This is a genomic window from Agromyces hippuratus, assembly GCF_013410355.1.
GTDB lineage: Bacteria > Actinomycetota > Actinomycetes > Actinomycetales > Microbacteriaceae > Agromyces > Agromyces hippuratus.
Genome location: NZ_JACCFI010000001.1, coordinates 3,133,385 through 3,147,750, shown reverse-complemented (window position 1 = coordinate 3,147,750; position 14,366 = coordinate 3,133,385). Strand labels below are relative to the sequence as shown.

The 14,366-nt window shown below is 71.5% G+C and carries 13 protein-coding genes; 4 read left to right on the top strand and 9 right to left on the bottom strand.

The annotated features are described in order from the left end of the window. The first annotated feature begins 44 nt into the window (after positions 1 to 44). Positions 45 to 239 carry a DUF1918 domain-containing protein gene (locus BJY17_RS14715; RefSeq protein ID WP_179552020.1) on the top strand — a complete coding sequence of 65 codons (195 nt, stop codon included), beginning with the start codon at positions 45 to 47 and terminating at the stop codon, positions 237 to 239. A gap of 49 nt (positions 240 to 288) precedes the next feature. Continuing rightward, the gene (locus BJY17_RS14710; RefSeq protein WP_179552019.1) at positions 289 to 1,056 is read left to right on the top strand and encodes an SGNH/GDSL hydrolase family protein; all 768 of its coding nucleotides are present in this window, start codon (positions 289 to 291) and stop codon (positions 1,054 to 1,056) included. 11 nt (positions 1,057 to 1,067) lie between these two features. Here the strand turns inward: BJY17_RS14710 and BJY17_RS14705 are convergent, their stop codons facing one another. From BJY17_RS14705 to BJY17_RS14675, 7 genes are all read right to left on the bottom strand, one after another. Then, the gene (locus BJY17_RS14705) at positions 1,068 to 1,565 is read right to left on the bottom strand and encodes an FBP domain-containing protein (RefSeq protein ID WP_179552018.1); all 498 of its coding nucleotides are present in this window, start codon (positions 1,563 to 1,565) and stop codon (positions 1,068 to 1,070) included. A gap of 79 nt (positions 1,566 to 1,644) precedes the next feature. Then, positions 1,645 to 2,559, bottom strand: a complete 915-nt coding sequence (locus BJY17_RS14700) for a bile acid:sodium symporter family protein (RefSeq protein ID WP_246303740.1) — start codon at positions 2,557 to 2,559, stop codon at positions 1,645 to 1,647. A 118-nt stretch (positions 2,560 to 2,677) separates the two neighbouring features. Next, positions 2,678 to 4,051, bottom strand: coding sequence for an aminotransferase class V-fold PLP-dependent enzyme (locus BJY17_RS14695; protein WP_218889924.1), 1,374 nt, complete (start codon positions 4,049 to 4,051; stop codon positions 2,678 to 2,680). Positions 4,052 to 4,174: 123 nt separating this feature from the next. Next, positions 4,175 to 5,620 (bottom strand): NtaA/DmoA family FMN-dependent monooxygenase, encoded by a 1,446-nt coding sequence (locus tag BJY17_RS14690; protein WP_179552015.1) that lies wholly within the window; start codon positions 5,618 to 5,620, stop codon positions 4,175 to 4,177. Between the two features lie 99 nt (positions 5,621 to 5,719). After that, positions 5,720 to 6,811 (bottom strand): fatty acid desaturase family protein, encoded by a 1,092-nt coding sequence (locus BJY17_RS14685; protein WP_179552014.1) that lies wholly within the window; start codon positions 6,809 to 6,811, stop codon positions 5,720 to 5,722. 137 nt (positions 6,812 to 6,948) lie between these two features. After that, positions 6,949 to 7,416 carry a MarR family winged helix-turn-helix transcriptional regulator gene (locus tag BJY17_RS14680; protein WP_179552013.1) on the bottom strand — a complete coding sequence of 156 codons (468 nt, stop codon included), beginning with the start codon at positions 7,414 to 7,416 and terminating at the stop codon, positions 6,949 to 6,951. Then, positions 7,413 to 8,033: a DJ-1/PfpI family protein gene (locus tag BJY17_RS14675; RefSeq protein WP_179552012.1), complete on the bottom strand. Its 621-nt coding sequence runs from the start codon at positions 8,031 to 8,033 to the stop codon at positions 7,413 to 7,415. The genes BJY17_RS14680 and BJY17_RS14675 overlap by 4 nt, the downstream gene beginning before the upstream one ends. Before the next feature lie 222 nt (positions 8,034 to 8,255). Here BJY17_RS14675 and BJY17_RS14670 point away from each other — a divergent pair, with 222 nt between their 5' ends. Further along, entirely contained in the window at positions 8,256 to 9,878 is a 1,623-nt protein-coding gene (locus BJY17_RS14670; protein ID WP_179552899.1) for a stealth family protein, read from the top strand. 15 nt (positions 9,879 to 9,893) lie between these two features. On the opposite strand, the gene cls is transcribed toward BJY17_RS14670, so the two are convergent. Then, a complete protein-coding gene (cls, locus tag BJY17_RS14665; protein WP_179552011.1) occupies positions 9,894 to 11,366 on the bottom strand; it encodes a cardiolipin synthase in 1,473 nt (490 codons plus the stop codon). 161 nt (positions 11,367 to 11,527) lie between these two features. Then, positions 11,528 to 12,484 carry a phosphodiesterase gene (locus BJY17_RS14660; RefSeq protein WP_179552010.1) on the bottom strand — a complete coding sequence of 319 codons (957 nt, stop codon included), beginning with the start codon at positions 12,482 to 12,484 and terminating at the stop codon, positions 11,528 to 11,530. 200 nt (positions 12,485 to 12,684) lie between these two features. Between BJY17_RS14660 and BJY17_RS14655 the strand changes: the two genes are divergently transcribed. Beyond that, complete coding sequence (locus tag BJY17_RS14655; protein ID WP_179552009.1) at positions 12,685 to 14,244, top strand: glycosyltransferase; 1,560 nt, start codon at positions 12,685 to 12,687, stop codon at positions 14,242 to 14,244. The last annotated feature ends 122 nt before the right edge of the window (positions 14,245 to 14,366 follow it).

Sequence of the window (14,366 nt, the reverse complement as noted above, 5' to 3'; positions counted from 1 at the left end):
CAGTGGCCACCGGCGTACGCTGGAAGGACTCGGAGGAGGACGCGATGCACGCAACCGTCGGAGAACACCTCACCATCCAGGGCAAGCAGGTCGGCCAGGCGCCGCGGCGCGGCGAGATCCTCGAGGTGCGCGGCGAAGACGGCGGCCCGCCCTACCTCGTTCGGTTCGACGACGGGCACGAGACGCTGCTCTTCCCCGGCGCCGACTGCGTCTTCGAGCACGAGCAGCACGCGCGCTGAGCTGCGCGCTTCCCGCACCGCACCGCGCGGCCCGCGATAGCGTGGAGGCATGTTCCACTCCTACGCGGCGATCGGCGACAGCTTCACCGAGGGCGTCGGCGACGAGATGCCCGACGGGTCGGTGCGCGGCTGGGCGGACTTCGTGGCGATCGGCCTCGCCGCCGCGGCGCGCGAGCCCATCGGGTACGCGAACCTCGCGATCCGCGGCCGCAAGCTCGGCCCGATCATCGACGAGCAGCTCGACCCGGCGATCGCCCTGCGCCCCGAACTCCTGAGCTTCAACGGCGGCGGCAACGACATGCTGCGACCCCGCATGGACGAGCAGGTCACGGCCTCGCGCTTCCGCGACGCGATCGAGCGCATCCGCGCCGAGGGCATCCACGTGCTCATGCTGAGCGGCGCGAACCCGACCGACCACCTGCCCATGGGCAAGGTGTTCGACGCGCGCGGTGCCCGCCTCACCGCGGCCCTCGTCGACCTCGCCGACCGCCCCGGTGTCACGTTCGTCGACAACTTCAATGACGTGGGCCTCCGCGACATCCGCTACTGGTCGCCCGACAAGCTGCACCTGAACGCACTCGGCCACGCGCGCGTCGCGAGCAACGTGCTGACGGGGCTGGGCGTGGCAGTGCCCGTCGAGTGGGGCGTCGAAGAGGTCGCTGCGGCGCCCGCCGGCCCCAAGAGCCGCAACACCGCCGCGTACTACCGCGAGTTCGTGCTGCCGTGGATCGGGCGGCGACTCACGGGCCGCTCCTCGGGTGACGGACGCGCGGCGAAGCGGCCGACGCTCGCGCCGGTTCCGGATGCCGCTGCCTGACGCCTGATCGATCAGCCGACGCCGAGCACCTCGGCGACGAACGCCCGCGTGCGGCGCGCGAGCCCCTCGATGCGCTCGAGTTCGTGCGCGCTCGGCAGCACCTCCGACGGCGCAGGCGGTCGGCCGAGGCGCACGGTCTCCTGACAGGCGAGGTCGGCGCAGATGTAGGTGCCGATGCTGTCGCCGCGTTCGCCGGCCGCGCCCGCACGGCGGGCTGAGAACAGCTCGACCTGGTCGCCCGGCTGATGCGTGTGGCAGAGGTTGCAGATGGCGGCCCGATGGTGCGACCCGGTGCGGTCGGCGGCCCGGAGCACGATGCCCGCGGGCATCCCCTCGAGCTCGGTGACGAGGTAGCCGCGCGACGGGATGCGGGGGTCTCGCCACCCGAAGGCGTCGAGCGGCGCCCACTCGGTCACGAAGAAGCGCACGGGCAACGCGAGCTGCTCGAGCTCGGATGCGTTCGCGTTGCCGAAGAGCGAGCGGACATCCTTCTCGTCGAGCGGCTGCATGCCTCCCCCTCCGTGCGTGACCCGCCCAGTCTACGAATCCGCGCGGGTCGCCGGCACCTGCGCGCCGGCATGCCGGAGGTCAGCTCGCGGGCTCCCCCGCTTCGGCCCGGGCGGCGGGCATCGCGTCTGCCGCGGCATCCGCTCGCTCGGGTGCCGGGCCCCGCCGGCGGATCAGGAAGCCGAAGCCGAGCGCCACGAAGAACATCAGCACGCCGTAGACCGCGGCGGGCAGGCTCATCTCGACGCTGCCGATGACGGTCTGGGCGATCACGATCGCGAGCGTCGCGTTGTGGATGCCGATCTCGAACGAGCTCGCGATCGACTGGGCGGGCCCGACGCGCAGCAGGCGCGGCACGAGGTAGCCGATCGTCAGGCTCAGCACGCAGAAGAGCACGGTGATCGCTGCGAGGCTGCCGAAGTTCTCGAGCAGCAGCTCGAGGTTCGACACGATCGCGCCGGCGATGACGATCACGAGGATCACGACGGAGGCGATGCGCACGGGCTTGTCCATGCGATCGGCGAAGCCCGGGCGCCACCAGCGCACGAGCATGCCGAGCACCACGGGCAGCAGCACGATCGCGAACACCTCGACGACCTTGGCGAGCTGCAGCCCGAGTCCGTCGTCACCGGGCAGGAAGTACGCGATCGCGAGGTTCGTGATGAGCGGCAGCGTGAAGACGGCGAGCACCGAGTTGATGGCCGTGAGCGAGATGTTCAGGGCGACGTCGCCGCGGAACAGGTGGCTGTAGAGGTTCGCCGTCGTGCCGCCGGGCGACGCGGCGAGCAGCATCATGCCGACCGCGAGCACCGGCGGCAGCTGGAAGACCATCACGAGCCCGAGGCAGAGCGCCGGCAGCAGGAGCAGCTGGCAGACGAGGGCGATGATCACCGCCTTCGGATGCTTCGCCACCCGCGCGAAATCGCCCGGGGTGAGTGAGAGTCCGAGCCCGAACATGATGATGCCGAGGGCGACGGGGAGTCCGATGGTGGTCAACGCTGATCCCATGCGCCAAGTGTGGACCACGACGGGCGGCCGTTGCGTATCGATTCGGTGACGGATGCCCCGGAGTCCCGGCGCCCCGGCGACATGCGAGAGCCCCCGCGGAGTGGTCTCAAGCGAGGGCGAAGTCGGGGCGAGGGCGGTCGTCGACGCGCGGACACCAGCCCTCGGGCGAGCGGTCGTAGGCGTGGGCCGGGCCGTCGGCGATGAGCGTCGCCAGCGCGTCGAGGAACCGGTCGACGTCGTCGGCCGAGCTGCCGGCGCCGAGGCTCGCACGGAGGCCGTTCGCCCGGGTCGCCGTGCGCTCGAAGAAGGGGTGCGCGCAGAACCGTCCGGCGCGCACCGAGATGCCGTGCTCCGCACCGAGCGCCGCGGCGAGGAGGCCGACGGAGCCGCGTTCGAGTTCGATCGTCGCGATGCCGAGGCGGTCGCCGAACCCGTCGCCGAACCCGCTGAGCACGCGCACCCCCTGCTGTGCTGCGAGCCCCTCGTGCAGCCGCCGGGTGAGCGCCTGCTCGTGGTCGTGCCGCGCATCGTCGCCGAGCCGATCGAGCTCGGCGAGCGCGCGGGCGAGCGCGACGGCGCCGATGACGTTGGGGGTGCCGGCCTCGTGGCGTTCGACCCCGTGCTTCCAGTCGACCCCGTCGACCCGCACCGCGTCGACGGCCCCGCCGCCGGCGAGGTAGGCGGGGGCGGCGTCGAGCCAGTCGGACCGGCCGACGAGGGCGCCGGCGCCGAAGGGGGCATACGCCTTGTGACCCGAGAATGCGAGGTAGTCGATGCCCGATGCCGCGACGTCGACCCGGCGGTGCGGCAGCAGCTGCGCCGCGTCGACGGCGATGCGCGCGCCGCGGGCGTGCGCGATCTCGGCGAGCCGGTCGATGGGCAGCACCTCGCCGGTGACGTTCGACGCACCGGTCACCGACAGCAGCGCGGCCGGCGTGCGGGCGAGTTCGGCGTCGAGGGCGTCGAGGGTCGCGGCGATCGTCGCCCGCCCCTCGACGAGCCGGCGCGAGCGCCAGGGCAGCAGGTTGGCGTGGTGCTCGAGGTCGAGCACCACGGTGTCGCCGGGCACGGCGCCGGCGAGCAGGTTCAGGGCGTCGGTCGTGTTGCGGGTGAAGACCACGAGGTCGTCGTCGCGGGCGCCGACGTGACGGGCCACCGCGAGCCGCGCGTCTTCGACGAGCGAGGTCGACAGCTGCGACGGGTACCCCGAGCCGCGGTGCACGCTCGCGTAGTACGGCAGCACGCGCGTCACCTGCTGCGCCACGACCTCGAGCGCGGGCGCCGACGCGGCGACGTCGAGGTTCACGTGCCGCACGAACCGGCCGCCGAGCACGGGCACCTCGAGACCCTCGTCGGCGAGGACCGCGAGCGGGCCGGGGCCGGCGGGGCGGGGCCGAGCCGCGGCGTCCGTCGCCGTCGCCTGCGTCGCCGGCGCACGGCGCACGGCCTCGCGCGTCGCGAACTGCTCGGTGACCGTCACGGGTGCTCCTCGATTGCGGGTGTGTGCGATGAGGCTACGGATCGCGGGAATCGCGCTCAACCGTCCCTCGCCGCGCAGGGTCACACCGCGACACATTGCGACACACAAGGGCGGGCACGCGGGCTACGGATGTCTCCGCGCCGACGCGAGCCGTCCGCGCGACCCGTGCCGCTGCCCGGCGGCGGCCACCGGGTCGCCGGCCGCGTGCACGCTCTCGGGCCGGGCGAGTCCGAGGTGCTCGCGGAGCGTCGCGCCCTCGTACTCGGTCGGCAGGAGCCCCCGCCGCTGCAGCTCCGGAACGACCTGGAACGCGAACGCCTCGAACTGCTGCGGCTGCACGGCCGAGAGCACGTTGAACCCGTCGACGGCCCCCGCGTCGCCCCACGCCTCGAACTCGGCGGCGATGTCGTCGGCGGTGCCGACGATCATCGAGGCGTTGACGGATGCCGCGACGACGAGATGCCGCAGGGTCGGCGGTCGCTCGCTCGAGGGGCTCCGCCCAGTGCGCTCGGCGACGATCTCGACGAGCTCCTGCCCGGCGGCGCTGAACTCGGCGACGAGGGGCGGCGTGACCGAACGGTCGGGCGAGAGCCCGGCGAGGTCGACCCCCACGAGCAGCGAGAGCTGTGCGAGCGAACGGTTCGACGGGAACGCCGGCGGCGGGCCGCCCGGCCAGTCCTCGGCGATCTGCACGAGCTCGCTGAGCTCGTCGGCGATCGACTGGGCGTGCTCCCGCGTCTCCCCAACGATCGGCAGCACGGGCGCGATGACCTTCAGCGTGCGGTCGTCGCGGCCCGACTCGAAGGCGAGCGAGCGCAGCTCCTCGCGGATCGCGATCGCCTGCTCTCGATCGCCGACGGCGACCAGCGCGAGGTCGGCGCTCTGCGCGGCGAACAGCCGCGACCGCGGCGAGATGCCCGCGTGCACGATCGGCAGGTGGCCCTGCACCGGGCGCGGCACGTTGAGCGGACCGGTCACGCTGAGGTGCTCGCCGTGGAAGTCGGCGGCGTGCAGCTTCTGCGGGTCGAGGTACACGCCGCTCGAGGCATCCGCGACGATCGCGTCGTCGTCGAAGGAATCCCAGAGGCGCCGCAGCACGATCTCGAACTCGACCGCGCGGTCGTAGCGCGCCTCGTTGGCGGTGTGGAAGTCGACGCCGTGGTTCGCGGCGGCGCGCGGCTCGGCGCCCGTGACGAGGTTGAGGCCGGCCCTGCCGCCCGAGAGCAGGTCGACCGACGCCGTCGCGCGGGCGAGCGTGTACGGGTCGGAGTAGCTCGTGTTCGCGGTCGCGATGAGCCCGATGCGGGAGGTGACGCCCGCGAGGTAGGTGATCGCCGAGATCGGGTCGACCCGGGCGACGAGGTAGGGGTCGTGGTACTCGAGGTCGTGCCCCGTCGCGAGCCAGTCGCCGAAGAACAGGTAGTCGAGTCTCGCCGCCTCGGCCACCTCTGCGGCGCGACGCAGCACCGCCGCATCGCCGCGGGGGTCGCGGTGCGCGCCCGGGTACCGCCACCCCGAGGGGTACGCGCCGATGGCCCTGATCATCGCGCCGATGATGAGTCGTGTCATGTCGACCTCCTGACCCGACCGTAAAGAGGGCGAGCGGATGCCGCGAGGCCGCCCGTCACACGTGTCAACGCGAGGTCACGCGGCGTCACGCGCGACGGCTCAGATGCTCGCTCTCGCCGCCAGGAGGGGGCACTCGAACGGGTCGCGCTCGCCGAGGCCGACGCGGTTGATGTATCGGAACACGATCGCGTACGAATGCCACAGGGTGGTCTGCGTGTAGGGCACGTCGTGCTGGTGCAGGTAGTCGGCGATGAGCGGTGCGGCCCGTCGCAGGTGCGGCCGGGGCATCGACGGGAACAGGTGGTGCTCGATCTGGTAGTTCAACCCGCCCATCGCGAAGTCGAGCACGCGGTTGCCGCGGATGTTGCGGCTCATGAGCGCCTGGCGGCGCAGGAAGTCGAGCTTCATGCCCGCCGGAACGAGCGGCATCCCCTTGTGGTTCGGGGCGAACGACATGCCCATGTAGAACCCGAACACCCCGAGCTGGATCGCGAGGAACACGACGGCCTTGTCGGGCGAGAGCACGAGGAAGACGATCGCGAGGTACCCGATGAGGCGCACCGCGAGGAAGGTGATCTCGACCGGGCGCCGCGCGAGGTGTTCGCGAGCGAGCACCCGGTGCACGCTCGACGCGTGCAGTGAGAGGCCCTCGAGCAGCAGTATCGGGAAGAAGAACAGCCCCTGGTGCGCGATGATCCAGCGGAAGAAGGCCGCCCGATCCTGCGCCGCCTGCTCGGGAGTGAACGCGACGACCGGCAGGTCGATGTCGGGGTCGGCGCCGATCTGGTTGGGGTTCGCGTGGTGGCGCGTGTGCTTGTGCTGCCACCAGCCGTAGCTCATGCCGACGAAGCCGCCGAGGATGAGGCTCGCCCAGTCGTTCCACTTGCCCGAGCGGAAGATCTGGCGGTGGGCGGCGTCGTGACCGAGGAACGCCGTCTGCGTGAAGAGCACGGCGAAGCCGACCGCGGTGAACATCTGCCACCACGTGTCGCCGATCCACACGAAGAGCATGATCGCGCCGCCGGTGGCGACGGGCACCGCGATGAGCTTCGTCCAGTAGTAGCCGTAGCGCCGGCGCATGAGGCCGGCCAACTTCACGAGCCGGGCGAGCTCGGTGAAGTCGCTGTTGCCCGGCGAACCGCCTGCCGCGACGGGGGGTCTGGGCCGGGTCGGGATCGTCTGGCTGGTCATGATGACCTTCTTCCTGCCGTTCCCGGGTGTTCGGGGAACGATACGGAAGGCGGGACGACGCCGTCCGCACGATTTCACGCTACGCCTCGATGCGGACGGGTCGACAAATCCTCGTGAAACTCACAGGCCCCGAGACGTCAGCCGGCGAGGCCTCGCACCTGCCGCGAGGCGTCGACGACGCGAAGCAGTGTCGCGACGGCCGCCTGCAGCTCCGCCGCGCCCACCGCCGCGCCCACGGCGTCGGCCCATGCGCGCTGGGCCGCACCCAGGCGCTCGACGGCCGCCCGCCCGCCAGCCGTGGGCCGCAGCAGTTTCGCGCGACGGTGCCGCGGGTTCTCGTCGTACTCGGCCCACCCGCGCTCGACGAGGAGGTCGGCGGTGCGCTGCACGCTCTGCCTGGCGAGCCCGAGGCCGACCCGTCGCGCGATCTCGGCGACGGGAAGGCCCTCGTCGAGGGTCGCGCCGAGCACCTGCCACTCCGCCGGCGTGAGACCCTCGGGCCCCGCGATGTCGCGAGCGGCCTCGAGGAACTCGCCATTGAGCTCGAACACCGGCAGCACGAGTGCGGTGAGCGCATCGCCCGCCGCACTGCGCCGGGTGGTCACGCGGCACCCACGAGCGCATCGAAGTACCGGCGCTCACCGGTGGTGTAGAGGCCGTACCAGGCGTCGACCACTGGCTGCGGCATGGCGCCGAGCGCCTCGAAGATCGCCTTGGCGAACTCGAGCGGGGCCGTGGCGCCCGCCGTGATCACTCCGCCGTCGACGACCGCACGCTCGTCGGAGTAGTGCGCGGCCCCGGCGTACCCGTCGGCCATGGCGAGGAAGTCGGGGGCGTTGCTCGTGTGCCGCCGCTCGTCGAGCAGGCCGACCCGGGCGAGCCCGAGGGTGCCGCCGCAGATCGCCGCGATCGGGGTGCCCGAGTCGGCGAGACGGGAGGCGAGCGCGAGCACCTGCTCGTGCCCCTCTGCCCACGTGTCGGCGCCGGGGAGCACGAGCATGGCGATGTCATCGGGATCGAGGTCGGCGAGCGCGGCATCGGGACGCACGTGGAGCCCGCCCATCGTGTCGACCTCGGCCGCGGTCTCGCCCGCCGCCACGAGGCGGATCGCGCCACCGGCCATGCCGAGCCCGGCAGTGAGGTAGCCGTACTCCCAGTCGGCCATGGTGTTCGTGGCGTAGAGCACGACGAGCTTCTCGTTCGATTCGGTGTTTGTCAGCATGCTGTCATGCTTCCACAATGACAGCATGCTGTCAATAGTCGGCGATGGACACGGTCGCCGACGCCCGTGCGCTGCGTACAATCAGAGCACCGCGCAATCGCGCTTCACCCACCCCCTGGAGGCCACTGCTTCGTGACGAGACCCGACCGCGATCGAACCCCTGACCGGCAGCAGCACGACGGACACGCGTTCGCGAGGAGGGAAGCGACGCCCGCCCCGCCGATGCGGCTCTCCGACGCGTCCGAACTCGTGCTCGTGGCATCCGCCGGTCGTGCACTCCGCTTCGACCGCGACGATCTCGTGCTGCGCAAGGGCCAGTACGCCCTGCGGAACGGCCACATGACGCCGCAGGAGTCGATGGCCGAAGACCTGCTCGCACTCGGCGCGGCGCTCGACGAGGCCGAGATCCCGTTCCTCCTCGTGCGCGGCAACAACGACCGCCCGATCATCGCCGTCGACCGCGCCGAACGCAAGGCCGTCGCGCGCGCGTTCGCGGCGGCGTTCGCCGACGAGCCGTTCTACGCCACGACCCTCGCGCCGAAGCGCGCCGCGGAGACCCACCCCGTGCTCCTCGCCGACGGCCGGCTCTCCGCCGGCCGCAAGCCGACGATGCTCCGCGTCTACCGCCCCCGTGTCGAACCGATCGGGCGCCTGCGCTATGGCAGTGAGACCGGCGTGCAGCTCGAGTTCTGGCGCTTCGGCGACGAGACGATCGAGGCGCCCGCCGAGAACGTGCTGATGCGCCGCACCCTCCAGCGCTCCGAGACCACCGACGACGTCGTGCACCTGCACGGCCGCGACTGGCCGACTCTCGAGCACATGTGGGAGCCGCTCGCGAGCGACGTCGACTTCGAGATCGACATGGTCTTCTCCTGGGTCGACGGCTCGAGCGACGAGTTCATCCGCGAGCGGGCCAAGCGCATGCAGAGCTACGTCGTCGGCGAAGGCGACGACTCCGAGGCCCGCTACCGGCAGATCGACGAGCTGAAGTACGCCCTGCGCTCGGTGCACCTCTTCGCACCGTGGGTGCGCCGCATCTTCATCGCGACCGACTCGGGCGCACCGGCGTGGCTCGCGAAGCACCCCAAGGTCACGATCGTGCCGAGCGAGGCGATGTTCGCCGACACCTCGGTGCTGCCGACCCACAACTCGCACGCGGTCGAGAGCCAGCTGCACCACATCGAGGGCCTCGCCGAGCACTTCCTCTACTCGAACGACGACATGTTCTTCGGTCGCCCGCTGAGTCCGTCGCTCTTCTTCTCCCCCGGCGGCATCACGAAGTTCGTCGAGGCCGCGACCCGCATCGGCCTCGGTTCGACCCACCCCGGCCGCAGCGGGTTCGAGAATGCCGCGCGGGTGAACCGGGCGCTCCTGCGCGAACGGTTCGGCAAGGTCACGACCCGGCACCTCGAGCACTGCGCCGCCCCGCTCCGCAAGAGCGTCATGGCCGAGCTCGAGGCCACCTTCCCCGAGGAGTTCCGGCGCACGGCGGCGAGCCGCTTCCGCTCGGCGACCGACATCTCGGTGACGAACTCGCTGTACCACTACTACTCGCTGCTCGCCGGGCACGCCGTCGAGCAGCGCGATGCACGCGTCAAGTACGTCGAGACGACGCTGCGCCAGGCGCTGCCCGCGATGAAGGAGCTCCTGAAGCACCGCGACCACGACATGTTCTGCCTGAACGACGGCAGCTTCCCCGAGATCTCGGTCGAAGAGCGCACGGCGGCCGTCATCGACTTCCTCGAGCGCTACTTCCCGTTCCCGGCCCCATGGGAGAAGGCGGCGACGGATGCCTCGGAGCAGGCGGACGCCGCGGCATCCGCCGTGCCCGACCGCATCGCCTGAGGCGGGTCGCCGGGGCTACTGCAGCGCCGAGGTGAGCCGCGCGACCCCGTCGAGGAACGTCGCCGAACCGGGCTCGCGGTCCCACTCCTCGAGCGTGAGCTGGCGGCCCGCGTCGCGGTACCCCTGCTCGACGGCCCGCATCTGCTCGACGAACGACCGGCCGCGCACGAGCAGCGACACCTCGGAGTTCAGGCTGAACGAGCGGATGTCCATGTTGCTCGACCCGATCACGGCGACGTCGTCGTCGATCGAGAGGTGCTTCGAGTGCAGGATGTACGGGCCCGGGTAGAGCCAGATCTTCACCCCCGCCTGCAGCAGGTCGCGGTAGTACGAGCGCTGCGCGTGCCAGACCGAGCCCTGGTCGCCGATCTCGGAGACGAAGAGCTGCACGTCGAGTCCGCGGTAGCAGGCCGAGGTGATCGCGTAGAGCATCGCCTCGTCGGGCACGAAGTACGGGCTCGTGATGATGGCCTGCCGCTGCGCCGAGTTGATGAGCGTGAGGAAGAGCCGCAGTCCGTTCTCGGCGTCGTAGCCGGGGCCGCTCGGCACGACCTGGCAGACGAGCGCGTCGGGTGCGGTGCTCGCCGGCACGGCCGCGGCGGGCACGTTCTCTTCGTCGCCGAGGATCTCGTCGGTCTCGAGGTACCAGTCCGACATGAACACGGTGTTGATCGCGGTCACGACGGGGCCCGTGACGCGCGTCACGAGCTCCTGCCACATGAGCCCCCGCTTGATGTTCTTGGGCGAGTTGTAGCTGCGTGCGATGAGGTTCTGCGAGCCCATGAACCCGACGAGCCCGTCGACGACGACGAGCTTGCGGTGGTTGCGCAGGTCGGGTCGCTGGTACTGCCCCTTGCGCAGGCGCACCGGCAGCATCGAGCTCCACTTCGCCCCGATGCGGTCGAGCTCGGCGTACGTCGCGTCGTGATCGGCGGTGCGGTTCGTCGCCACCGCGTCGAGCAGCACCCGCACGGTGACGCCGCGCTGCACCGCGCGCTCCATCGCCGCGAAGAAGCCGCGCGTCGTGTCGTCGAACGAGACGATGTAGAACTCGACGTGCACGAACCTGGCAGCGGTGTCGATCTCGGCCGCCATGGCGTCGATCGAGGCCTGGTAGTCGCCGATGAGGTGGGCCGTGTTGCCGCCGACCGCCGGCAGTGCGCCGAGCGTGCGGTTCTGCTCGGTGAGCGTGGCGAACCACTCGGGCCACGTGGCGCGGTCGGGAGTGAGGTCGACGCCCTGGGTCTTCGCGGCGATCATGGCGTTGATCTCGCGCTGCTTCTCGCGCCGCCGCTTCGGCAGCTTCACGCTGCCGATCAGCAGGAAGAAGGCGATGCCGACGAACGGGATCAGGAAGATCGCGAGGAGCCACGCCATCGCGGCAGTGGGCTTGCGCCCCCGCGGCACGATGATGAGCGCGGCGATGCGGATCGCCCAGTCGGCGAGCACCAGCACCACTCCGATGATCGCGGCGAGCTCCGTGCTCATACGCCACCTCCCCAGGTCGTCTGCTCGCCTCGCGCGTCGTGCAGGGCCGGAGCGGTCGGGAGAAGTCGTCTGAGTATTGCAGTTCGCGCCGATCACGAGGAAGGACGCGCGGACGAACCGCGGAGGCCGGCCTGTCGCCGGCTCGCGCGTGGTCGCGGTGCTCAGCCCGCGAGCACCGGGATCGGCATGGTGAACGGCGGGTCCTTCGGCACCGGCGTGGTCGCGGCATCCGCGATGCCGATGCCGGAGGACGCGAGGCGCCGCGCGCTCTCCTCCGCGTCGATCCAGTCGAGCGGCGCGTACGACCCGAGCGGCACGACCGAGTGCAGCACCGTGGTCGGATACACGTGCACGAGGTTGAAGGCGCGCGCGCCGTCGCGCCCGCGGGTGCCGCCGACGGGCACGTTGAGGTCTTGCGTGTAGCAACTGGCCGAGGCCACCGAGACGGGAACGCCCGCGAACGTCGCGGTCGACGAGTAGTGCAGGTGACCGGCGATGATCGAGCGGATGTCGCTGCCCTCGACCACCTCGGCGAGCCCGCCCTGATCGCGCAGCTCGACGGCGACGGCGAGGTCGAGCACGCTCGGCACCGGCGGGTGGTGCATGGCGAGGATCGTGCCGTGCGGCGCGGGCATCGAGAGCTCTTCGGCGAGCCAGTCGAGCTGGTCGGAGGCGATCTCGCCGTGGTGCTGCCCGGGCACCGTGGAGTCGAGCGTGATGACGCGCAGTCCGTTCACGTCGTCGACCCGGTCGACCGGCCGCACCCCGCCATCGCCGCTCGTGCCGAGCTCGCCGAGCAGTCCGCGGCGGAACGCCGACCGCTCGTCGTGGTTGCCCATGACCCAGATCACCTTCGAATCGAGCCGCTCGGCGACGGGGTCGACGATGCGCCGGATGCGGTCGTACGCGTCGGGCTCGCCCTTGTCGGCGAGGTCGCCCGTGAAGACGATCGCCTCGGGCCTGCCGCCGGATGCCTCGAACTCCTCGAAGAGGGCCTGCAGGTGCCGCTCGCTGGCGACCCGGTCGTAGAGCATGCCGCCGCCGGCGAGCACGTGCGTGTCGCTGATGTGGAGGAGGAAGTGGTCCGGCCGGGGGTACTCGGCCGTACGGCTCGTCACGATTCATCCCATCGATCGGTGGTGGACGCGCGACCTCGGGCGTCTGGCATGGACACTAGCCGACCATGCCAGTCTGAACGGCGCATGAACGCGGCCTGTGCCGAAGCCCGGACACGACCCGCGACCGCCCTCAGTGCTCTCGGAGCCCCCGTGGATAGGCTCGAGAGCATGTCAGACCCGCGCAGGCCAGGGGGGAGCGGATGACTCGCATCGCGCTGCCCGACGGCCGCCACTTCGCCGTCACCTGGTCGATCCCCGATGCCTTCGGGGGCATGACCGATGCGATGCTGCGCCGATCCGCCGCGTTCCATCGCGTCGCCGGGGTCGACGTCGACGTGCTGACCTTCGACGCCCGGCCCGACACTCCGGACGTCGAACGGATGCTGCGGGAGCGCGGCGTGCTCGCGCCCGGAGTGCGCATCGTCAACCTCTACGACTGGCTCCGGAGCCATCCGCTGCCCGGTGGTTCGCTGCGCCACGACCCCGAGACGTTCACGCCGCTCGCACCCGACGAGGCGACGGAGGTGCGGCGGCGCGGCGATCACGTGATGAGCCGTTCGCGGCTCGACGTCGACGGCACCACCCTGCAGACCGACCACTATCGCGACGACGGCACGCTGCTGCTCAGCGACCGGCACGACACTCGCGAGCGCGGCGTGCTCGGCGGCCGATCGGTGGTGCTCTGCGACGGCGAGGGGCGGCCGGTGCGCTCGTGGCGGCGCCTCTGGACCCTCTACCGGGCGTGGCTCGACGCCCTGACCGCGGGCGAGCCGACCTTCGCGATCGTCGACAGCAAGACGATGGCGCCGTTCATGCTCGAGTACCGCCGGCCGCACGTGATCACCGCGCACGTCGTGCACGCGTCGCATCGCTCCGGACCTTCGGAGGAGCACCCCATCCGACAATCGCGGCGCGAGGTGCTCGAGCACCTCGACGACTTCGACCTCGTGGCGGTGCTCTCCGAGCGGCAACGCCACGACCTCGAGCAGATCATCGGCCGGCACGACCATCTCGTCGTGATCCCGAATCCGCGACCGCTCCCGCCCGAGGGCTCCGAGGCGCCCTCGCCGTCGCCCCGCGACCCCGCCCGGGGTGTGGTGCTCGCCGCACTCACCCGTCGCAAGCGCGTCTCGCACGCGATCGCCGCGGTGCAGGCGGCGAACACGCGCGCTGACGTCGACGTGCACCTCGACGTGTACGGCGAAGGCGAGAGCCGCCCGGCGCTCGAACGACGCATCACCGACCCGGCGGCGATCGAGCTGCACGGCTTCGACCCCGATGCGCGCCGGCACCTTCCCGACGCGTCGTTCCTGCTGCTCACCTCGCACTCCGAGGGATTCCCGCTCGTGCTCGTCGAGGCGATGGCCGCCGGCTGCCTGCCGATCGCCTACGACATCCCCTACGGGCCCGCCGACCTGATCCGCGACGGACGAAACGGCTTCCTCGTGCCGCCCGGCGACGTCGACGGGCTGGCCGACGCGATCGTTCGACTGCAGCGGATGCCGCCGCGACACGTCGCCCGCATGCGAGCCGCCGCCGTGCGCACCGCGAGGCGCTTCGACGAGGAGCGGGTGACCCGCATCTGGGCCCGGGAACTGCATCACGCCGAGGTGCGCAAGGAGGTGCGGCGCACGGCCCGATTCGGCCGCGCACGCGCCGCCGCCGCGCGCCTGCCCCTGCCCCGGCCGGTCCGGACGGCCGGGGTGGGCGTCGTCTCGGCGATCGACCGAGCCGTTCGACGCCTCAGGCGCGTGGGCTAGACTCTGCCGTCGGGCCTGCCACCGAGCGGCCCCTGATGCGAGAGGCGGTGAGGGCGATGGCCGATCATAGTACCGACGCCGCCACCCATGCTGCGTCGTCGCTGCGTTCCCGCCTGCGCTGA